Annotated in this window: 15 protein-coding genes; 3 read left to right on the top strand and 12 right to left on the bottom strand. The window is 51.1% G+C overall.

Features of this window, described 5'->3' with window-relative positions; translation table 11 throughout:
- Positions 1-8: 8 nt before the first annotated feature.
- From ACN0TT_RS12335 to ACN0TT_RS12390, 12 genes are all read right to left on the bottom strand, one after another.
- Complete coding sequence (locus ACN0TT_RS12335; RefSeq protein ID WP_417762460.1) at positions 9-434, bottom strand: DUF1850 domain-containing protein; 426 nt, start codon at positions 432-434, stop codon at positions 9-11.
- A complete protein-coding gene (locus ACN0TT_RS12340) occupies positions 434-2,455 on the bottom strand; it encodes a TRAP transporter permease (RefSeq protein WP_417762461.1) in 2,022 nt (673 codons plus the stop codon). Before ACN0TT_RS12340 ends, ACN0TT_RS12335 begins: the two co-directional genes overlap by 1 nt.
- Before the next feature lie 84 nt (positions 2,456-2,539).
- On the bottom strand, positions 2,540-3,493 hold the full coding sequence (locus ACN0TT_RS12345) for a TAXI family TRAP transporter solute-binding subunit (protein WP_417762462.1): 954 nt from the start codon (positions 3,491-3,493) through the stop codon (positions 2,540-2,542).
- Positions 3,494-4,124: 631 nt separating this feature from the next.
- Positions 4,125-5,912: an AMP-dependent synthetase/ligase gene (locus ACN0TT_RS12350; RefSeq protein ID WP_417762463.1), complete on the bottom strand. Its 1,788-nt coding sequence runs from the start codon at positions 5,910-5,912 to the stop codon at positions 4,125-4,127.
- Positions 5,913-6,197: 285 nt separating this feature from the next.
- Positions 6,198-7,079, bottom strand: a complete 882-nt coding sequence (locus ACN0TT_RS12355; protein ID WP_417762464.1) for a transglutaminase family protein — start codon at positions 7,077-7,079, stop codon at positions 6,198-6,200.
- Positions 7,076-9,643, bottom strand: a complete 2,568-nt coding sequence (locus ACN0TT_RS12360; RefSeq protein ID WP_417762465.1) for a circularly permuted type 2 ATP-grasp protein — start codon at positions 9,641-9,643, stop codon at positions 7,076-7,078. Before ACN0TT_RS12360 ends, ACN0TT_RS12355 begins: the two co-directional genes overlap by 4 nt.
- A 23-nt stretch (positions 9,644-9,666) precedes the next feature.
- Entirely contained in the window at positions 9,667-13,011 is a 3,345-nt protein-coding gene (locus ACN0TT_RS12365; protein ID WP_417762466.1) for a DUF2126 domain-containing protein, read from the bottom strand.
- Positions 13,008-13,952: an alpha-E domain-containing protein gene (locus tag ACN0TT_RS12370; RefSeq protein WP_417762467.1), complete on the bottom strand. Its 945-nt coding sequence runs from the start codon at positions 13,950-13,952 to the stop codon at positions 13,008-13,010. The genes ACN0TT_RS12365 and ACN0TT_RS12370 overlap by 4 nt, the downstream gene beginning before the upstream one ends.
- Positions 13,953-13,954: 2 nt before the next feature.
- Positions 13,955-15,409, bottom strand: a complete 1,455-nt coding sequence (locus tag ACN0TT_RS12375) for a circularly permuted type 2 ATP-grasp protein (protein WP_417762468.1) — start codon at positions 15,407-15,409, stop codon at positions 13,955-13,957.
- Positions 15,410-15,878: 469 nt separating this feature from the next.
- On the bottom strand, positions 15,879-17,114 hold the full coding sequence (locus ACN0TT_RS12380) for a hypothetical protein (RefSeq protein ID WP_417762469.1): 1,236 nt from the start codon (positions 17,112-17,114) through the stop codon (positions 15,879-15,881).
- Positions 17,111-17,980: an ABC transporter ATP-binding protein gene (locus tag ACN0TT_RS12385; protein ID WP_417762470.1), complete on the bottom strand. Its 870-nt coding sequence runs from the start codon at positions 17,978-17,980 to the stop codon at positions 17,111-17,113. The genes ACN0TT_RS12380 and ACN0TT_RS12385 overlap by 4 nt, the downstream gene beginning before the upstream one ends.
- Before the next feature lie 26 nt (positions 17,981-18,006).
- Positions 18,007-18,390: a GntR family transcriptional regulator gene (locus tag ACN0TT_RS12390; RefSeq protein WP_417762471.1), complete on the bottom strand. Its 384-nt coding sequence runs from the start codon at positions 18,388-18,390 to the stop codon at positions 18,007-18,009.
- An 85-nt stretch (positions 18,391-18,475) separates the two neighbouring features.
- On the opposite strand from ACN0TT_RS12390, the gene ACN0TT_RS12395 reads away from it, so the two are divergent.
- Genes ACN0TT_RS12395 through ACN0TT_RS12405 form a run of 3 tightly spaced genes read left to right on the top strand, consistent with a single transcriptional unit; the run spans position 18,476 to position 21,809 of the window.
- On the top strand, positions 18,476-19,942 hold the full coding sequence (locus ACN0TT_RS12395) for an alpha/beta fold hydrolase (protein ID WP_417762472.1): 1,467 nt from the start codon (positions 18,476-18,478) through the stop codon (positions 19,940-19,942).
- The gene (locus ACN0TT_RS12400) at positions 19,942-20,676 is read left to right on the top strand and encodes an ATP-binding cassette domain-containing protein (RefSeq protein WP_417762473.1); all 735 of its coding nucleotides are present in this window, start codon (positions 19,942-19,944) and stop codon (positions 20,674-20,676) included. The genes ACN0TT_RS12395 and ACN0TT_RS12400 overlap by 1 nt, the downstream gene beginning before the upstream one ends.
- A complete protein-coding gene (locus ACN0TT_RS12405) occupies positions 20,676-21,809 on the top strand; it encodes an ABC transporter permease (protein ID WP_417762499.1) in 1,134 nt (377 codons plus the stop codon). The genes ACN0TT_RS12400 and ACN0TT_RS12405 overlap by 1 nt, the downstream gene beginning before the upstream one ends.
- Positions 21,810-21,961 lie beyond the last annotated feature (152 nt).

Genomic DNA, 21,961 nt, shown 5'->3' on the forward strand with positions numbered 1-21,961 from the left:
CTTTTAGGTTATTTCGGCACGTTGTTTGCGGTGGGCGACAACGGACAAGCCCAGAGTTCCACCGCCTCAACTTGATGATTCGGCGCACCGATCCAGTGACTCAGCGGTTGGCAGTTACCGCTAAAACATAACTGATAATCACCCGCTTCCGGCGCGCGGCCTAAGCGCAACAGCGGGATCGGCGCCAGCTTCGGCTGATAATGCCAACTGTCATCGTAGAACTTGGCATCGTCGGGGATCTCCATTCCCGCGCCCGTGCCTTTCACTCGCGCTTGCACAATTTGCAGCCCTTGCGGCGTCAGTTGGTAGTCCTCTTGCCAGAGGATTTTTTCTACCGTATGACGCCAGCTCAGAGTGAACTGCTCACCTTGCCCTTGTTCAATGGCGACTTGCGCCCACACCTGTCCAGCGAAGCCTAAACACAGCCCTAACATCAGGCGTTACGACGCGCTAAAAAATCGCGTCCCAGATGTTGCAGCAGGAATGTGCCCACCAGCGCAAAACCGAGTTCATCACTCATTGGGGTCGCCAAAATCAACGATGCGCCCCCCGCAAACGCCCAAATCCGCTCCCACCAACGCAGCGGTTTAGTGAGATATCCGGTAAACACCGCGCCCCACAAACCAATCGCCAACGCCGCTTTAAACACCACGTAGATGATCGCCGTGGTGCTGTCGCTTTGCAGCATTAATGCAGGGGAATACACCGACATAAACGGAATAATAAAACCGGCAATGGCGATACGAATCGCCCACAGACTGATCTTCAAACCGCGCTCTTTGGCTATCGGCGCCGCAGCAAAACAGGCCAACGCCACTGGCGGGGTTAAGTCCGACATAATGCCGAAATAGAACACAAACATGTGCGACACAATCAGCGGCACGCCCAGGTCGAGCAAAGCCGGAGCGGCAATCGAACTGGTGATGATGTAGTTAGGGATCGACGGAATGCCCATGCCCAGCACTAAGCAGGTGATCATGGTTAGTACCAGCGACAGGAACAGATTATTTTGACCGACATGCAGAATGTAACCCGCCACAGTTGACGCCACACCAGTGAGCGACACGATACCGATAATCACCCCCACCAGCACGCAAGCAATCCCTACCGGTACGGCATGGCGCGCACCATCCACCAGCGCGTGTAAGCAGATTTGCAATGTGTCGCGGCCACCTTTGATAAACCAACACACCACCACGAGCACAGCAATCACACCAAACACCACCGCGATGCCCATTTGGAAGAAGCCAGCACACAAAATGCCAAGCGCAATCCAAAACACCAGCCGCAACCATTTAGACGACACTTGCATCACAATCGCCGAGCCAAGGATCACCAGCGCAGTGAGCGACAAACCCACCGTGCCACTAAACAGCGGCGTCCGGCCGGAGAACAGCAAACCTATCAGCACCACCAGCGGGATCAACAGATACCAGCGTTGGCTGAGCGCACGCCACGGATTGGGGCAATCCTCTTTGGCCAGACCATTCAAACCTGCGCGTTTTGCTTCGAGATGCACCATCCAAAACACCGAGCCGAAGTACAACATCGCGGGGACTAATGCGGCTTTAGCAATCTCGATAAATTCGACATTGATGGTTTCCGCCATAATGAACGCTACCGCGCCCATGATCGGCGGCATAATTTGGCTGCCCATACTGGAGGTAGCTTCTACGCCCCCGGCAAAGGCGTTACGGTAGCCAAAACGCATCATCAGTGGAATAGTGAATTGGCCAGTGGTGACCACGTTAGCCACGCCAGAGCCGGTAATGGTGCCCATCAACGCCGATGACACCACCGACACCTTCGCAGGGCCGCCCGACTTGTGACCAAACAAGCCCAAAGCGAAATCGGTAAACAGTTTGATCATGCCCGCCTGTTCGAGGAAGGCGCCAAACAAAATAAACAGGAAGATATAGGTCGCCGAAACGTAAGTTGGCGTGCCGTAAAAGCCTTCGGTGCCAAAAGACAATTGATTCACTATCTGATCAAAGCCGTAGCCACGGTGCATCAAGTCACCCGGCAGGTACTGACCAAATAAGCCATAACCTAAAAACACGGTACAGATTAATGGCAGGGCAAAGCCCATCACCCGCCGTGCCGCTTCAAACACTAACGCAATGAGCAAGGTGCCTACAATCAGGTCTTCAGTAGTCAGCTCGCCGGAGCGATAGATCAGATCCGCCTCAAACACCCATTGATAAATCGCCGTACCAAACCCCAAAATCCCGAGCAGCCAGCCAAAGGGCTTGAATGGATGGCGCTTCGAAGTGGGATAAGTGATAAACACAATCAGCAGTAAAAAGCCGACGTGTACTGCCCGCAGCACTTGGCTCGATACCGGATGAAACGCCGCGGTGATCAATTGGAACGCAGAAAACGTGAGCGCCACAATAAACAGCGCTAACGGCCACTCGTTAGTCTTGGCATTGAGCCCTTGGTGGGAATCAGTCATGAAGTCCTCGCAACATTCAGAAACAGCCAATCTCTTCGGCGTAACGCCGAAGAGAACTCTGAGGTGGTACTGCTTACGCGAGTACTATTTAATGACACCCACTTCTTTGTAATAACGTGCGGCACCTGGGTGCAACGGAATGGCAGGACTGACCGCATTTTCGAGCTTAATCGCTTTGGCGGCGGCATGAGCGTTACTTAGATAATCCAAGTTTTCAAAGATCAGCTTCGCCATTTGGTAGGCCACATCATCCGGCACATCTTTATGGCTGACCAACATGTTTTGAATGGCGATGGTGGGCACATCGGCGTCTTGACCATCGTAGGTGTTAGCCGGGATCACCCCAGGTTGAAACGCTGCGTTACCGATTTTGGCAATCACCTCTTCAGGGATGGGCACAAAGTTCACAGGCATAGTGGAGGCCAGATCGCGGAACGCCGCCATGCCTAAACCAGACGACTGCAAGGTGGCATCTAACTGGCGGTTTTTCATCAGCTCAACTGATTCAGCGTAAGGTAGATATTCCACCGCCCCTAGGTCATCATAAGTAATTCCCGCAGCGGCAAAAATGGCGCGCGCATTCAACTCTGTGCCCGATTTAGGCGCGCCAACAGACACCCGTTTACCTTTCAAATCAGCCAAGCTTTTAATGCCAGCATCTTTGTTGGCCACAATCTGAATGTAGTTCGGGTAAATGGCCGCAATTAAGCGGATTTTATCTAACGGCTTTTTAAAGCCCGCATCGGCATCGCCTTTCCATGCGGCAGCTACTGAGTCACCTAGGGCAAAGCCTAGCTCGCCACGATTAGCTTGCAACAAGTTAAGGTTTTCCACTGACGCTTTGGTCGCTTGTACTGAGGTTTTTGCGCCATCAATGTTATTGCCATACAACTGCGATAACGCCACACCTATCGGGTAATAGATGCCACTGGTGCCTCCGGTCAGCACGTTGATAAATTTAGGTGCCGCCCAAACTGCCGAACTCACGGTCACCAGCGCCGCAGCGCTTAACACACCCAGTTTTTTATAGAGATTCATTGTTGCTTTCCTTGTTAGTGCTGGCTGATAGGTGCGACGGCTCCACCTTATCGTTAACAGCTTGTATGACCCGCATTGTCAGCAAAGTGCCACTCGCGGTGTGCGTTTTGCTTAGAGCTGCTGACTTTTGATGTTTAGCTTTTGTTCAAATTAAACGCGTTAGGTGCTGTTGCTGGTGCATCACTACACGGCACCTCACCGTGTTGCCTAACTCACGCGCTATCAACGGCAAAAACGCTCAACATAGATCAACAGCGACTATGTACTTCCATTAATAATCGGTTATTTCTGCTTATTCAATAACCGCCAATGTTAATAACTTGTAAATGTGAAATACATGCAAATACATAAGATAACTAGAATATACTGGATCGCTTCTGCTGATTTCGCCAGTTGAACAATGGTCTAACAACGCTTAAAAATCTTTAAAAACATACAATTAATGTGGTTATTGCATGGCGCAGATGGGGAGGCATCACTGACAGGAGAGAATTGACGTAACTTACTAAAAAAATAGAAATTTTATATTTATGTTAATACTCAGGCGCCACAACTGATGACGGTTGCACCAGCAAGTAAATAGCGCGCACAAAAAAGGCTGCACTGGGCAGCCTTTTAACAGCAAACACGCTTAGTTATACATGGCGTTGATTTCACGCTCATATTTGCGATAAATCAGCTTACGACGCAACTTCAACGTTGGCGTTATCAAGCCAGATTCCATGGAAAACGCTTCCGGCAGCAGAGTGAACTTTTTAATCTGCTCAAAGCCTGCGAGTTCGTGTTGCAGCTGTTTCAGACGTTCCTCAAAATGCGCCAGCACTTCAGAATTACGCACTAAGTCGAGTGTCGATTCATAACGCACGCCTTGATGCTTCGCCCACGCTTCTAATGCACCAAAAGCGGGTACGATCAACGCTGTTACGTAGTTACGCGCATCGGCAATCACTGCCACTTGTTCGATCAGCGGGCAACAACCCACTTTGCCTTCCACCCGTTGCGGCGCAATATACTTGCCGTTGGAGGTTTTCATCAGCTCTTTCAAGCGATCGGTGATAAACAGATTACCGTTGTCGTCGATACGGCCTACATCGCCAGTTTTTAACCAACCAGCTTCAAACGCTTCAGCGGTTTCTAACGGACGATTGAAGTAACCACGCATCACGGTGTCACCACGCACCAAAATCTCATCATCTTTACCGAGACGGACTTCCACGTCATTCAGCGGCAAGCCGTTAGCGCCTTTCACGCGGTTGTCTGGCGAGCAGCATGCCACGGTTGCGGTAGTTTCGGTCATGCCGTAACCCACCAACAGCGGAATGTTGATCGCGGCAAAAAACGCGCCGACTTCAGCATCCAATGCCGCGCCACCACATGGCATAAACTTGATGCGGCCACCTAAGGCGTTATGCAGTTTGCTGTACACCAATTTGTTAGCCAATGACCATTGCCATTTCAGCAGTAAGCTGCCTCTGGCACGGCCTTGGTCAACTTCAAACTGACGTTGACCAACCGACATCGCCCAAGCAAACAGTTTACGACGTGAAGCAGGACCCTTGCTGACCTTGTCCATCACGGCGCTGTACACTTTCTCGAGGAAACGTGGCACTACACACACGGTATGCGGTTTAACGGCGGCAATGGCTTCTTGCACCCGCGGGGTGTCCGCCAAGTACACGTTACGGCCACCACGGCTCATCACGTAATAGCTCCAACCACGTTCATACACATGGCTCAGCGGCAGAAACACCAACGATACATCGCCTGACTCAAATGGCACACGCTGATGGTGTTGGCGCATGGCCGAGGCAAAGTTACGTTGATCTAACATCACCCCTTTAGGATCACCCGTGGTACCGGAGGTGTAGATCAGCGTGAGGAGATCATCCAGATGACGATCAGCCAAACGTTGCACTAATTCAGGGTGTTCTTGGCCTTCCTCTTCTGAGATTAAGGCATCCAGATGGAAGTGCGTATCAGTAATCAATTCAACCTGATTATCAAACACCACCACTTGCTGCAGTGAAGGGCACAATGGCAGTAACTTACAGGCCAAGTGATATTGTGCTTCGTCATACACACACAACACTTTGGCGCCAGCATCACGAATGATGTACGCCGCTTGTTCTAAGGTTGAAGTGGGATAGATAGGCACTAACACGCCACGAGCTTTGTTGGCGGCAATATCGACAATCGTCCATTGTGGACAGTTGTTAGACAAAATTGCTACGCGGTCTTGCACGTTAAGACCATGATCAATAAAGGCGGCAGCCAATAGATCACTGTAATTTTTGAATTGATTCCAGCTGACCTTATCCCATGGGGCGGCCATTTCAAAGCCTTCCAGGGCGATATTATCAGGCTGCAATCGCACCTGTTGCTCCAGCAGGCTGATAATTTGGTATTGCTCAAGAGACATAATGTAACTCACCTTTTAGCTTACAGCTGTTTCACTTTTGACATTTTAACTCATGCCACAGTCAAGCTGGAAGATTTTTAGCGCAATTCGGCGATGACTCACATCCGTAAAATCTGGTTAGACCAGTTTATAATTTACTGATATAGCGAATAATTGAATTTGAAAATGGGGAGGATGCAGAACAAGTGCACAGCAAAATAGAACAAAAGCTCTATTTTAACAACAGGTTAATTAGATAAGTAAACGCTGTAGCCACTGGCTAAAAATATAAACAATAGTGACCAGTTAGATACGTTGAACGTCAACAGAAACTGACAGTGAATGGGTGTCGCCACCATCAAAGATTACCCCTTGCAGCGGCGAGACATCGGCATAATCCCGTCCCCAAGCCGTCACAATGTGCTGACCATTGGGCATAAGGTCGTTAGTTGGATCAAACTCAACCCAGCCCAATTCGGGCACAAAAATAGCAAACCAAGCGTGCGAGGCATCGGCACCGACCAACTTTTCTTGTCCCACTGGCGGTAGCGTTTCCAAATAACCACTGATATAGCGCGCTGGCAACCCCACCGAGCGAATACAAGCAATAGCGAAGTGGGCAAAGTCCTGACACACGCCACGGCGCTCTTTTAGTACGGTTTCCGCAGGTGTAGTGACATCGGTAGCGGCGGCATCAAAGGTAAATTCGGTAAAAATTTTGTGGGTAAAGTCCAGCGCCGCTTGCAGCACAGGCACATTATCCGCAAACGTGGCGGCGGCATAATCTCGCAGCAATTGAGAACACTGGATATGGGTTGAATCCAGCATATATTCTTTGACCATCCGCAGCTCAGCGGTGGTGGCTTGCGCTAACATCTGCCGCAATTCGCCACAGGTGATGTCATGCAGTTGTAGTTGATTCGGCAGATCGGCTTCATCAATCTCAAAAAAGCATTCCACTTCAATCGCTAACTTCTTATGTGGCTCTTGAATCGAGAAATAGTAGGTTTCATTGCCAAAGTAATCTTCGCCAGCACTTTGGTAGATAGGCGTTGGCGTCACAAGAATACGCTGGCTCAAAATCTGCTGCTTGGCGGTATTACGCGGCAGCAGGTGGGTCATGTTGTAGCACAAGGTGACCGCAGAGCTGTATTGGTATTCAGTGAGGTGACGCACGCGATATCTCATATATCAGTCTTCCATTGCGCTTTGATCAGCTGTTGTGGCCCAGCTGTGTGGTCAAAATATTTGTCGCTCAACAAGGTGGTAAACTGATCGAGCTGCTCACTGATCTGCGTCATCAACTGTTCAAGCCCCGCACGAGTGCCACTTTGTTCATCAATCAAGGCTAATGCTTCCAAATCGGCTAGCTGAATGTCGTTAAGCGACTTAATAATCAAACGGTTTTCCGGCGTTAATCCCGAGCTTTGGCTGTAGTTGCGTGGTAATTCGTTGAGATACTTACGCAGTTGATCAATTTGGTAAATCAGCGAACGCGGGTTGGTGGTATCGATCATCAACAGGTCTAAACCGTAAGCAATACGGGCACGAGTACGATAACGGCGGCGGAAGGAGATCAGCGCTTCCACGCTCAGCAGTACCGATTCCAACACCTGTTGCTGTTGCAAGCTCGGCAAGTGAGTCGTCAAGGTCGCTTTCAGCAGTGTCGCCGTTTGCAGCGCCCGCTCAGTACGGCGGCCCAGCTCTTGGAACATCCAATCCATGCCACGCAACATGCTCTCGTGAGTCAAACCAGACAACGCCAGTAGTGAGGTCACTAAGCTGTCGAGGGATTCTTCCGGCACGGATGGCAAGCCATCTTGGTAAGCGGCATCCACCGCTAAAATATGATCTCGCAGTTCATTCAAAATGATGCGGGTATCAGCCGATAGCATCTCTTTGACTTGCTCGCCGCAGGCTAGCATCGCTTGCAGGTTATATCGGATACTGCCCGCCCGTTCACCATCAATCACCAGCGCGGCTAACTCATCGTTAGGGTTTTCCAGCAGCTCCGGATTATCGGTAAAGCCGGGCAAACAACCCGTAAGTTGCGACATGGCAGTCAGCAACACGTCACGGCTTTCGGGCGGGAACGGTTCAATGCCATTGAGCTGTTTGAAGATGGTGCGCATCAAGCGCAGGCTAAGCTCCGCCCGCTCGGCATAACGACCAAACCAAAACAGGTTTTCAATGACACGGCTGGGCAGATTACTGACCTCGGCGCGGTCACGCGGCTGCGCATCTAAAATCGGCAAGCTGCTATTATCGGGTTTATCGCTAACCACCCAGGTATCTTTGCTCATCGCACCAGACAGGCTGGTCACAATCGCTTCGGCGGTGGATTCCGCCACGCGAGTTAATCCCCCCGGCATCACGCAATAACCTTCTTTTTCCGCCACGGTAAAACTGCGGAAGATGCTCGGCCGCCCTTCAATCGCACCATGATGCCAGATTGGCGCAATGGCGCCGGGAATATAACTTTGGGCCACAAAGGCGTGCGGTTGCTGCTCAATCTGCGCGATGAACTGCTGCCGCGCCTGTGCATCCAAACTATGACCATACACACTGCGGCTGTTGTAACTACGATAGGCTGGCTTAATGATCAACTGCTCAAGATTAGCCAACACGTAAGCTTTTTCTTGTGGATTACCACACCACCACGTGCGCACAGACGGCAGTTGCAGCGGTTGATTCAGCAAAAATTGGCAGATTTCTGGCAGGAAGGCGAGCAAAGCTGGCGCTTCTAATACGCCGCTGCCGAGTGGATTAGCCAGCACCACGTTACCGTTACGCGCCACTTCGAGTAAACCGGGCACACCTAAGCGTGAATCGGCACGCAGCTCGCTTTGGTCACAATAGCTATCGTCCATGCGCCGCAGAATCACATCCACTTGGCTGAGGCCGTTGAGCGATTTCATCCACACCTTGCCATTGCGCACGGTTAAGTCACCGCCCTGCACCAGCGGAAAACCTAGATAGTTAGCAAGGTAGGCATGTTCAAAGTAGGTGCTGCTGTAAGCGCCGGGCGTCAGCACCACGATGCGTGGTGAATCGGTTTTGTGTGCGACTAAATTAGCCAACGTTTGCCGCACTGTGTGAAAAAAGCTCGATAGCCGCATCACATTGGCGTTGCGGAACATACTCGGCACCACCCGCGATACTACGGTGCGGTTTTCCAGCGCGTACCCAGTGCCGCTTGGCGCTTGGGTGCGATCACCAATGGCAATAAAGTGACCATCGTGACCGCGCACCATGTCCACCGCATGAAAGATCAGCTGATGCACGCTCGGCAGTTTGACCCCATGACATTGGCGCAAAAACCCGGGATGAGAAAAGATGATCTCAGACGGAATAATACCCTCTTTGAGTAAGCGCTGCTCGCCGTAGAGATCTTGATAGATTACGTCAAACAATTTAGAGCGCTGCTTTAAGCCGCGCTCCAGCAGTTGCCACTCCGCTTGCTCAATGATGTTCGGCACGATATCCAACGCCCAAACGGCAGGCGATAGCGGATCATTATTGAGGTTATAGGTGGCACCGTCGTCGCGCAAAATACGTTGCGCCCGACGGTAGCGATCCTGCATGGCGTCATCGCCCAAACGGGCAATATTCTCCATCACCAGTTGCCAATGAGGCCGCGCCACGCGTGCATTGTCGAACGCTTCATCAAAAGCGCCCTGCGGCTGCGCATAAGGTGCCTGAGACTGCAAAGTATCACTTACAGCGGCAGACAGAGAACCGGTAGATGTCATGTTTTACTGCTAACTGTCGAAAATTAGAGCCTAGTATACTTTTTTCTTAGATCCAGCGTATGCGGATATTCCTGTGTAGGTTCCTCTGTTGCTGGAGCTAATTGTTTTGGCAGCGTTTTATTTTCATAAAACTCGCGCAGTGCATTAAATTCTGGCGGTGGCATCAATGGCCCTTGGCTAAAGCCTTGGTCAAAGAAACGGTTGACCCGCCGCGCTTCAGCCTCATTGCTGTTCACTGGCAAGGTAGCGTAATTGCGGCCGCCTGCATGGCTGACATGGTAAGTGCAACCGCCCAGCGACATGCCGTTCCAGCTATCGACCAAATCAAACACTAAGGGTGAATCCACCCCCAAGGTCGGATGCAACGCCGACGGTGGTGACCACGCGCGATAACGCACCGCGCCGACCATTGCGCCCTGCGTGCCGGTGGCGGACAAGGGGACTCGCCGGCCGTTACAGGTGAGTACATAGCGGCTCTCCGTCATACCGGTTAAGCGAACCTGTAACCGTTCCACTGAAGAATCAACAAAGCGCGCCGTGCCCGCTTGGGTGACCTCTTCACCGAGCACGTGCCAAGGCTCTATTGCCCAGCGCAGCTCCAGTTGAATGTCACCAAGTTGCTGACGGCCATAATGGGGAAAACGAAACTCTTCAAACGGCGCGAGCCACTCCAGCTTGAACGGATAACCATGCTGTTGCAGATCATCCACCACATCTTTGATATCTTGCCAGACGTAGTGCGGCATCATGAATTGGTCATGCAGCTGTGTGCCCCAACGTACTAGCGGTTTCTTGTATGGCTGGTGCCAGAACCGCGCCACTAAACAACGCAGTAGCAGCATCTGCACTAATGACATGCGCGCGTGTGGCGGCATCTCAAAGCCACGAAATTCCAGCAGCCCTTGGCGACCACTGGCACTGCCCGCGGCATAGAGCTTGTCGATACAAAACTCGGCGCGATGAGTGTTGCCAGTAATATCCACCAGCAAATTGCGCATCAGGCGGTCAACCAACCACGGCGTACTCACTTCGCCGTCTGGCATATTGTCAAAGGCGATCTCTAGCTCATAAAGTTGTTCATCACGGCCTTCATCCACGCGCGGCGCTTGGCTGGTTGGCCCAACAAACATGCCAGAAAACAGATAAGACAGCCCGGGATGATGCTGCCAGTAAGTCACCAAACTGCGCAGCAGATCCGGCCGCCGTAACATGGGACTGTCGGCGGGCGTAACGCCACCAAGCGTGACATGATTGCCGCCGCCCGTACCGGTGTGGCGACCATCGAGCATAAATTTTTCGGTGCCAAGCCGTGACAGATAGGCTTGTTCATACAAGGTTTCGGTGTTGTGCACTAACTCATCCCAGCTGTTAGCCGGATGGATATTCACTTCAATCACCCCTGGGTCGGGTGTGATCAGGAATTTTTGCAGGCGATAATCTTTCGGTGGTTCATAACCTTCAATCACCACCGGCAGTTGCAGTTTACTGGCGACCGCTTCGATGGCGTTGATCAATGCGACATAATTTTCTAAGTAACTCACTGGCGGCAAAAATAGCTGCAAGCGACCATCGCGCACTTCTAAGCAGATGGCGGTGCGCACCACATTTTTAACGATTTTATATTTTGGCTGGCAGTGACCTGCGGCTTGTTGCTGCACCGCAATCGCTGGCGCATCAACGTCAATGTTAAACACGGGCAACGGCTCACGCGGTTCAAACGGATCACGCTCGGCTTCGAACTCCTCTTCCGCAACCGCAGGCAATGAGCTGAGCGGCAAGCGGAACCCCATCGAGCTGTCGCCGGGGATCAAAGTAATTACCTCGGCGCGCATCGGCCACAGGCTGCTTTGCCATACCGCCCCATTGAATTCCACCGGCAAAATAAAACCGGTGGGATTGTCGAGCCCACGGGTCAGCAGTTGCGCTAAGCGGCGGCGCTCTAAATCATCGTTCAGATCGGCTTTGCGCGGGTCAACAGCTTCGGGCAGTTGTCGTTCAAGCCACAAGTAGTACAGCGTGTCTTCGTAGGCGGGTTGCAGATAACGCGCCGCGATACCGAGTTGCTCAGCTAGCAACTCGCCAAACTGCTGTGCGTGCGCCAACGTATGACCATAGTTAGTGTCAACCCGCGCTAACAATTTGGGGTCATGCCACAGTGCTTCACCGTCGGTACGCCAGAAACACCCGAGCGCCCAACGCGGCACTTCTTCACCGGGATACCATTTGCCTTGGCCATAATGCAGTAAACCATTACCACCGAATTGCTGCTTCATGCGCAGTAACAGATCTTTGGCGAGCCTGAGTTTATCCGCACCGAGCGCGGCAGTGTTCCACTGTGCAGAGTCCATGTCATCAATGGAGACAAACGTGGGTTCGCCGCCCATGGTGAGGCGCACATCGTGTTCGATAAATTCGGCATCGACGGCACGCCCCAGCGCATTAATATGTTGCCACTCTTCATCACTGTAGGGTTTGGTAACGCGCGGGTCTTCATGAATACGCGTGACCACGTTTTCATAGCTAAACTCACATTCGCACGGGTCGGTGTAACCGGTGATCGGTGCGGCTGACACCGGGTCAGCAGTGCAAGATAATGGAATATGACCTTCGCCAGCAAACAGGCCGCTGGTTGGATCCAACCCGACCCAGCCAGCGCCGGGCAGATAGACTTCGCACCACGCATGTAAATCAGTAAAGTCGTGGTCGGTGCCCGATGGGCCATCCAGTGCTTTAACGTCTGCCACCAGTTGTACTAAATAACCAGAGGCAAACCGTGCAGCTAAACCTAAATGCCGCAGGATCTGCACCAGCAACCACGCCGTATCACGGCAGGAGCCTTTTTTTAGCGTTAATGTTTCTTGGCAAGTTTGTACGCCAGCTTCCAAGCGAATACCGTAGGCAATCTCCTGCGATAATCGGCTATTGAGCGCGACCAAAAAGCTCACTATCGCCTGCGGTTTACGCTCAATACTGGCTAGCCAGGCGGTAAATTCGGGGCAATCGTCCGCCGTTTTTAGGTAGGGGGTGAGCTCCTCTTTCAAGCCGTCGGCATAGTGGAACGGAAATTTTTCGGCGTATTCTTCAATGAAAAAATCGAACGGGTTGATCACCGTCATATCGGCAATCACTTCAACCGCAAACTCCAGCTTGTTCATCTTTTCTGGAAACACCAACCGCGCCATCCAGTTGCCGAACGGATCTTGCTGCCAGTTGATAACGTGCTGTTCTGGCGTCACTTTGAGCGAATAGCCATGGATGTGTGTCCGTGAGTGGGGCGCTGGCCGCAGCCGTAAGATATGCGGCGACACATTGATGTAACGGTCAAACTCGTAGGTTGTTTTATGCTGAATTGCCACCCGAATGGTCATGCCGCATCCCCTTGTTGGAAATGGAACCAGTTTTCGGTGATCTGGTGATGCAGCGTAATCATCCCCAGCTGCACTTCATTCAGGTATTCACTAAATTGTTCATTAAGGTCGCTGGAGTGCTCCACGCCATTGGTGATCTGCAGCAGCTTGTCGACGTTGGCGGCGATAATACCAAACCGCGGTAAGGTCGCTGCAGCGGCTTTAACTTGCTCAAGGCAATAACGTTGCGAGCGCGGGAAGCAGGGATCGGTGAGCATAAAGGTCACCACCGATGCGCCGCTAATCGAGCAGCGCATGGTACGGCGAAAACTCAAATAAGCACTTTGGGATTTCAATACCTTAGACCACACCACTTGACCGAGTTTGACGCTCTCCTCCTCTTGCGAGTGTTGCATCTGGAAATTAGCGGCATCCAAAATACGGGTGTTCATATCGGCACGCTCCAAGAAGCGCCCCATCATAATAAAATGCCAACCGGCGTGACGGTCCATGGTGCCAGTCAGCAAGCCGATAATCTTTTGGCAACCTTCGATAATGGTGTTGAGATAGGCGTGGCGTACTGAGCGATTGATGCCCTGCTTAATATTTTGCCACGCATACAGATCGAGCTCATTAATCAGCTCCCACATTTCGCCGGGCACTACATCACGGGTGGTACGAATGTTCTCACGTACCATTTTCAACGAGGACAGCAAAGAGCTGGAATTCGTATCATCCGCCAGCATAAATTTGAGGACATTGTGCTCATCGCGCACTTTGTAGCGCTGGTTGTATAACTCAACGCCACTGTTAATCTCCACCAAGTTGTACCACGACACCGCGATATCACGCGGCAGGTCGTACAGCAGATCATCGTAAACACTGACCAAACGGGCGATGTTCTCTACCCGCTCCAAATAACGTGCGCTCCAATACAGCCGCTCAGCTACGCGAGATAACATGTTCACTCTCCTTTGGTCTCAACGATCCAAGTATCTTTACTACCACCGCCTTGTGACGAATTGACGACTAAGGAGCCTTTTCTCATCGCGACGCGAGTGAGGCCACCGGTGGTCACATAGGTATCGCGGCTTTGTAAAATAAATGGCCGCAAGTCGAGGTGGCGCGGTTCCAACGCCCCCGTGCCAATCAGGGTTGGCGCGGTAGAGAGTTTCAATGTCGGCTGCGCGATATAGTTGCGCGGGTTGGCTTTGATCAGTTCAGCAAAGGTTTGCTGCTCTTTCTTGGTTGAATGCGGCCCCACTAACATGCCATATCCACCAGATTCGTTAGCAGGCTTAACCACTAACTTATCCAAATTGGCGAGCACATATTCGCGCTGTTCTGGGTCATCGCACAGATAGGTTTCAACATTAGGCAGAATCGGCTCTTCGTTGAGATAGTAACGGATTAACGTCGGCACATAGGCGTACACGACTTTATCATCGGCGACACCCGCCCCTGGGGCATTGGCAAGCGCCACGTTGCCCGCTTTCCACGCCCGCATCAACCCAGGCACACCCAACACCGATTCAGCATTAAAAGCTTCTGGGTCGAGGAACAGGTCATCAATGCGGCGATAAATCACATCGACCCGTTCGGGGCCATAAATGGTTTTCATGTAAACGCAGTTATCATCTCCGACAAACAGATCACTGCCTTCTACCAACTCGACCCCCATCTGCTGCGCTAAAAACGCATGTTCGAAATAGGCGGAGTTATAAATGCCGGGAGTGAGCACCACAATTTCAGGCCGAGTGATTTGCCGTGGCGATAACGCGGTTAGTGTTTCAAATAACTGCGCTGGATAGGAGGCATTGGGCTGAATATCATCGTTTTCAAACAGCTCTGGCAGCACCCGTTTGGTAATGGCGCGGTTTTCCAACATGTAGGACACGCCGGACGGCACCCGTAAGTTATCTTCCAACACGTAGAACTTGCCATCATGATCCCGCACCAAGTCAGTGCCACAAATATGCGCCCACACGCCAAAAGCAGGCGAAACGCCGACACATTCCGGGCGAAAGTTCTTCGAGTCCTTAATGATGTGTTCGGGAATGATGCCGTCTTTAATGCAGTGTTGCTCGTGATACAGGTCATCAATAAAACGGTTGAGCGCGGTGAGTCGTTGCTTTAATCCCGCTTCGGTAATTGCCCAATCCTTGGCTTCAATGGTGCGCGGAATAATATCGAACGGCCAAGCACGGTCGATATTGCCCTCCTCGGTGTACACGGTAAAACTGATCCCCATCTCCTGCACGGTCGCTTCGGCGGTCAGACGGCGTTTTTCCAGTTCTTCGGCGGTTAATGAATCAAGGTATTTAAGCAGTTGTTTAGCAGGTGGACGTGGAGAGCCTGAGTGGTCGATGAGTTCATCGAAAAAATCACCGGAATCATAGTTTTTTATTAGCTTATCCATAAACCGTATATCCTCTTTGACAACCTTGGTGCAGGTTATCGCTGCTGTGCATTATTCCAGCGCATCCATAATACGTTTAATCTGAACAAAAATTAAACATCAAAGGTCAACAGCCCCCATTCTCAACGCACCAAAATGGTGCTATTAGCAAGTAGAACTCCCCGTTATACGGCAAAAAGAGGAGGATTCATCCACCGCGATGCTGACGTCTGCAAATCAGCAAATTTCGTACCACAGCAAGAAACTAACATCGCGCAAAGTGGACACCATTTGCAAACGTTTTGGCGTAACAATAGCGAGGAGATAAGGATAGAAATTTCGCTTGAGGAAGAGTGTTAACTCTTCCTCAAAATGGGGCAACGTCGTAAAAACGGCCGTTAGATTGTTGCGCGTAAGCCGGAGTCATCTCCCCCCCGCCGCTTGCCGCTACAGCTGCGCTCAGAAATAGCGACGACACTCTGGATTCCTCTCACTCGAACGCCAATCCATTACGCCAAAACTGCGGCAATTGTTGATATCTAAGTAGCAAGATTAACCCCAGAATCACTAGATCAACACTCATACCCATAGCGATGCTAAAGGCGCCCAACTCTGCCGCGCCAACGAGATAAAGCATCACCGCCGCACTCCAAACAAGTCCGCGCCAGTCTTGACGATATTTAAGGCCAATCAGTTGTACCGCCATACAGGCATTGACCATCATCAACGTAATATGCAGTAGTTGCTCTGCCCACTGTAGTGTTGGCGTAATCACCGCTTGACAGAGACCCAATGCCAACATGATTACCACTAGCAAACTCAGCAGTCGCCATTGTGCTTTAACATAGGCTTGGCGCAACCTCAGCCGTCCAGAATAACAAGGTAGCAGCCACAAGCGCGCTAATGCCATGCGGTAATCTTTCACCACGGCTTGTATCCAACAAATAAGTATTCCCACGAAGGCCGCAAGATAAACGATAGCCTGCATATCCTCCAGCTGAAAACTCATGAGCACCAATGCCATACAAGTGATAGGAAGCAGCAGAAACCAAGCTACCCAACCGAGTATGTCATCAAATAGATAACTTAGCGGGTGTAACCAACGTATTAGCGGTGCCGACATGGAAGCCCACCACTCGTGGGGGCCGATGGCGGTGAATGAGGAAACTCTTTCGTCTGGCGTCTGCTGTAACCAGGCAGTTGTTTGCGCCGACCAGCCACCAAACAATGCCACGCTCCAAAAAGCAAATGCGATCAATGTAGTCCAAAGCAAGAAATACAGCGGCACTAACGAATCAATCCCTCTGAAGACTATGAACAAAAATAAGAATGAACTTGCCAGCGCCCCCAACTTGGTCAACTGAAAAAAACCGCTAAACAACGCACAAATAGCGCCTAACAGCAGTACCTTAAATAGTGCGGCAGAAGGCCATAACAGCATTGCAGGCATCAGTGTCAATAGATAAACAAACATACTGAGCAACTGCTGCCAAATGAAAGTGCGTTTGAAATTAGGCACTAACGAGGCCCACTCCAACGCACGGTACTGCAACAAATTGGCATTTAACATATAGCCAAATGCCAGAGGTCCCATATAGCCCAATAATTTAACTGATTGATTGCTGTAGCCATCCGCGAACAGATATGCCGCCGCCCAAGGTAACAGCAAAGTGACCAACAACGAAAAACGCTGATGCCCCCAGTAATAACGCGTCCAGATATTCATACGTGCAGCTCCAGATACAGTTGTTCCAGATTCAACGCTTGGCTGGCCACTTGCCCAGCAAACTGCTCGCCTTGATAGCCATCCAACAAGTAACGTTGGCCACGTTGATGCAGCACGCTAATATGCTCAGGGAATTGCGGTACAGCACTTTCATCCAAAGCATCTGCGTTAACACTGTCTGCCGCAAAAGTGACTAAACGAACGTGTTCTTTGAGTTCGTCTAACTCGCGCATCAACAGCAATTTGCCATCTTTCAGCAGCGCCACGTGGCTGGCTACCCGTTCTAAATCTGAAGTGATATGCGACGAGAACAGCACCGCGGAGTTTGACTGTAGCGCTAGCTCAATCAAATCGGTCATAAATTGGCGCCGCGCCAGCGGATCGAGGCTGGCAACCGGTTCATCAAGTAACAGCAGTTGTGGCCGATAGGCCATCGCCATAATGATGGCTAACGATTGCCGTTGACCGACCGATAATGTGCCGACTTTCTCCTCAGCATCTAAGCCAAAACGTTGTAACCATTGCTGTTCTAACTGCTTGTCCCATTCAGGATAAAAACTGCTATGCAGCTCTAGAGCATTAGCCACTGTACAACGTTCATAGCCAAAAGGTTGCTGCGGCACATAACCCAGCTTAGCTTTTGCCTGCACCGACAACTTGTCTGGTACATTGCCAAAGATTTCCACCTCGCCCAACTCTGGCGTGATCAGCCCCAGTGCAATGCGCATCAAGGTGGATTTACCAGCGCCGTTGGCACCCAGTAGCCCTACCACCATGCCCGCTTCTAGCGTTAGCGACACTTCATCGAGTATACGGCGGTCATCGTAACGTTTAACTACCTTGTTCAATTGCAATAATGTACTCATCGCTATTATTCCTTTAGGTTATAGCGTTAACTGTCACTCATATCGCGCCATTGTTGGGCGATCAGTTCGATAAGTTGTTGTTCGGTTAGGCCTAACTGCTGTGCACTGGCCAATAATGCTGTTAATTGCGGCTGCAATAATGTCGCGGCCGATGCTTGCAGATGTGGACCTGCCGCTACCATCGTTGACTGGCCGCGACGACGTTCTAACCAGCCCTGTTCAACCAGTTGCTGAATTGCGCGCGAAACTGTCATAGGATTAACCGCTAAATGATTGGCAATTTGGCGCACTGACGGCAGCACGGTTTGTGCTGGCAACTGTCCACCAACGATCAGGTGGATAATTTGTTCGCTCAATTGGCGATAGATAGGTTCACCACTATTGGGGTTGACCTGAAGCAGTTCCAACATTTAGTTGCTCACTGTATTAATACATTGATACACTCGATTGTGCAAAATTACTACACTGGTTTTTTAATTGCAAAAGGAAATTCGCATGACGCAGCGTTACTCTCGCTGGATAGCCCTGTTAATGGGATTAGGACTATGCCACGCTTTACCGATGTCAGCTCAGGCGACAGAGCAAAGCAGTAGTTGCTACGCCGAAGGTCTTTCTGACCAACTTAAGTGCGGCAGTGTTGAGGTGGCTGAAAACCCGAAAAAGCCTAACGGCCGCAAAATCCAAATCCACTATGTAGTGATCCCCGCCATTAAAAACCTCGCCCCGAAAGAAGCGATTTTGGGTATCGCTGGCGGGCCAGGACAATCAGCCATTGAAAGCGCCGCGTCATTTGAACGTATGCTGAGTAAAGCGCGGCAACATCGCGATATTTTATTGATTGATCAACGTGGTACTGGCCAGTCAAACAAGCTCGCCTGTGCGGGTGAAGACCTTACCGACATCATCAAACTCAATGATGACGCCTATGACAGCGCCAAAGAGACTCGTGAATGCAAAGCGGCACTGGATGCGGATGTGACTCAGTACGGCAGTGAGCAAGCCCTTGATGACTTTGAAGTGGTGCGTCAGCATTTAGGCTACGAAAAGCTGCATCTGTACGGCGTATCTTATGGCACGCGCATGGCTCAGCTGTACATGCGTAAATACCCGCAAGCGCTAAAAACGGTGACCTTGGACGGCGTGGTCCCCATGAGCCAGAGCGTCCTCGCCATCGGTAGTGCTATTGCCAGAGCACAAGAGTTAGTTTTTGAAGACTGTGAACAGGACAAGAGCTGCCGCCAAACCTACCCCAAATTGCGGCAAGATTTTGAGCAGATACAGCAGTCATTAGAGGAGTACCCAGTGATGGAGAAAGTCCATCATCCCGTCACTGGCAAAACCGCGCTACTGACCCTGACACGCAACAAGTTTTTAGGTTCGCTGCGACTGGCACTCTATTCTCCGGCGGTGCGCTCCCTACTGCCATTTGCCATCCACCAAGCCTACCGCAAGAACTATCAACCGATCCTTGGCTTACTCGCGATGCAAGATGGTTCAATGGATATGGCGATGGGCATGCATGCGGCGGTGGTCTGTGGTGAGGATTGGCCGCGCCTCACCGCCAGCTTACGTCAACAAGCCGAACAAAGCGTGATGGGGCAAGAGATGCTAAAAGCCCTCGATGCGAGTTGCCCTATCTGGGATATTCCGCCAGTAAGCAAGGCGTTTGCGGCGCCGATTAGTAGTGATATTCCTACGTTACTGCTCTCTGGCGAGAAAGACCCTGCAACGCCGCCCAAATGGGCCGAGATGGCGATGCAAAAGATGAGCAAAGCGCGTCACTTAGTATCCCCTTATGCCACCCATAACGTAGCCGCCCAATCGTGCGCTGGCGAGCTGATTGCCAAACTGATTGAAACCGATGACACCAATGCGATTGATGGCGAATGCCTCCAAAAAGATGTGCGTCGTAGCTTTTATCTAAATGCCAGCAGTGTCGAGCCATTGCCGGAGGACAAGTAATGATTAACGTAGCCAACATCAGCAAAAAAATCGGTAAAGTACAGGCGTTGGACGATTTAAGCTTTAGCGCCGAAGACGGCATGATCACCGGTTTGCTCGGCCCCAATGGCGCCGGTAAAACCACCTGCTTACGCACCATTTTCGGCTTGCTCAAACCGGATCAAGGCGTGGCCGAAATCGACGGTATCAACGTTGCTAAACATCCGGTTGCTGCCAAAGCAAAATTGGGACTGTTCCCCGATCCCTTCGGCTTATACGAGCGCTTAACGCCACGCGAATATATTCAATATTTTGCCAAACTGTCAGGCATGAGCAGTAACGACGCCAAGCAAGCAACAGCAGCGGTGCTGAGCAAGTTGCGCATGGATGACATTGCCGATCGTCGCTGTAAAGGTTTCTCTCAGGGGCAGCGGATGAAAACCGCTTTGGCACAAGCAATTGTCCACCAGCCGACCAATATTATTCTTGATGAGCCAACGCGCGGCCTTGATGTGATGAGTACCCGCGTTTTGCGTGATCTCCTGTTAGACCTAAAACAGCAAGGCCACTGTGTGCTGTTTTCTAGCCATGTGATGCAAGAAGTCGCCGCCTTGTGCGATCGCGTGATTGTGATGGCTAATGGCAAAGTGGCCGCTATCGGCAGCCCGCAAGAGTTGTGTGAACGTACTGGGCAAGACTCGCTGGAAGAAGCCTTTATTCAATTAATCGGTACCGATGAGGGGATTGCCGCATGATCAGTAAAACACTCACCTTGCTGCGAAAGGAGCTGATTGATGCTAGCCGCGATAAGCGCTCGGTATTGGCGGGGCTGTATTACGCCATCGGCACCCCATTAATCATGTGTGGTTTGTTTATGGTGTTAATCAACCAGTTGTCTAGCCCCGATGACTTACCGATCAAAATCACCAATGCCGATACCGCCCCCGATTTAGTGCGCTATCTCGGCCAAAAAGGCATTAATAATGATACTGGCGAACAGGCTGACAAGATCCAACTGGTCATCAGCGATGATTACGCCCAACAGATGGCACAAGGTAAAAGCGCAGAAGTGATTATCGTCGCGGATAACTCCGAAGAAAAACTGCAGAAATCAATTCGGCGGTTACAGCAAGCACTACAAAGCTATTCGATGGAGATGGGCAGTTTACGCTTGCTGGCTCGCGGGATTGACCCGCGCGTACTGCGACCACTGCAAGTTGAACTGCATGACCAAGCCACTCAAGACTCTAAGGGCGGCATGATCATGGGCATCGCCATCTTTACCATGCTGTATTCAGTCTTTATCTCCGGTATGAACTTAGCTATTGATACCAGCGCTGGTGAACGCGAGCGCAACTCGCTGGGATTGTTGCTAAGTCATCCCGTAACCACTGGTCAGTTAGTGTTATCCAAACTGTTAGCAGTAACAGCCTTTGCCATGTTGGGCTTAGTGTTAATTTTAGCGATCAGCCACTTTGCTTATCCACTAGTGCCTTGGCCAGAACTGGGATTTAACATCACCATCACCCCGAGCTTTATGGCGACGGTACTGGTTATTGGTTTACCGGTGGCCATGCTGGCTGCGAGCTTGCAATTGTTTGTGTCGTTTATGGCTAAAACCTTTAAAGAGGCGCAATCGTATCTGACGATGGTGATGTTTATTCCGTTGGCGTTGGCAATGAGTGCGAGCTATAACATTGCCCCTGATGTGCTGAAATGGTTGCCAGTATCAGGCCAACAAGGGGCATTGATGGAAGTCATCAAAGGCAAGGCGTTGCCAATGCAGGAGTTGTTAATCTCCTCCGGTGCCACGCTGGCAATCACTCTGCTGCTGGCATTGGCGCTAACCCGCATGCTGCGCAGTGAAAAGGTGGTATTTGGCTTGTAAGTGTTATTGCAACTGCGGATACGCGAAATAGCGCTGTCCGCTGATTGCCATCACTAACGAATGAGGGATGAGAGACTATGTGGCGATGGTGCAAACAACATCATGTACTGCTGACCATACTATTACTGGTCGCTGCGCTTATTTGCTATGGG

Origin of the sequence: Shewanella sp. (assembly GCF_048265805.1) — a bacterium.
Classification (GTDB): Bacteria; Pseudomonadota; Gammaproteobacteria; order Enterobacterales; family Shewanellaceae; genus Shewanella.

Bases quoted from the DNA above. Each gene is read 5' to 3' on its own strand.
- ACN0TT_RS12355 (WP_417762464.1), bottom strand. From the start codon at position 7,079: ATGAGATATCGCGTGCGTCACCTCACTGAATACCAATACAGCTCTGCG.
- ACN0TT_RS12395 (WP_417762472.1), top strand. From the start codon at position 18,476: ATGACGCAGCGTTACTCTCGCTGGATAGCCCTGTTAATGGGATTAGGA.
- ACN0TT_RS12335 (WP_417762460.1), bottom strand. From the start codon at position 434: ATGTTAGGGCTGTGTTTAGGCTTCGCTGGACAGGTGTGGGCGCAAGTC.
- ACN0TT_RS12390 (WP_417762471.1), bottom strand. From the start codon at position 18,390: ATGTTGGAACTGCTTCAGGTCAACCCCAATAGTGGTGAACCTATCTAT.
- ACN0TT_RS12400 (WP_417762473.1), top strand. From the start codon at position 19,942: ATGATTAACGTAGCCAACATCAGCAAAAAAATCGGTAAAGTACAGGCG.
- ACN0TT_RS12360 (WP_417762465.1), bottom strand. From the start codon at position 9,643: ATGACATCTACCGGTTCTCTGTCTGCCGCTGTAAGTGATACTTTGCAG.
- ACN0TT_RS12365 (WP_417762466.1), bottom strand. From the start codon at position 13,011: ATGACCATTCGGGTGGCAATTCAGCATAAAACAACCTACGAGTTTGAC.
- ACN0TT_RS12370 (WP_417762467.1), bottom strand. From the start codon at position 13,952: ATGTTATCTCGCGTAGCTGAGCGGCTGTATTGGAGCGCACGTTATTTG.
- ACN0TT_RS12385 (WP_417762470.1), bottom strand. From the start codon at position 17,980: ATGAGTACATTATTGCAATTGAACAAGGTAGTTAAACGTTACGATGAC.
- ACN0TT_RS12380 (WP_417762469.1), bottom strand. From the start codon at position 17,114: ATGAATATCTGGACGCGTTATTACTGGGGGCATCAGCGTTTTTCGTTG.
- ACN0TT_RS12345 (WP_417762462.1), bottom strand. From the start codon at position 3,493: ATGAATCTCTATAAAAAACTGGGTGTGTTAAGCGCTGCGGCGCTGGTG.
- ACN0TT_RS12375 (WP_417762468.1), bottom strand. From the start codon at position 15,409: ATGGATAAGCTAATAAAAAACTATGATTCCGGTGATTTTTTCGATGAA.
- ACN0TT_RS12340 (WP_417762461.1), bottom strand. From the start codon at position 2,455: ATGACTGATTCCCACCAAGGGCTCAATGCCAAGACTAACGAGTGGCCG.
- ACN0TT_RS12350 (WP_417762463.1), bottom strand. From the start codon at position 5,912: ATGTCTCTTGAGCAATACCAAATTATCAGCCTGCTGGAGCAACAGGTG.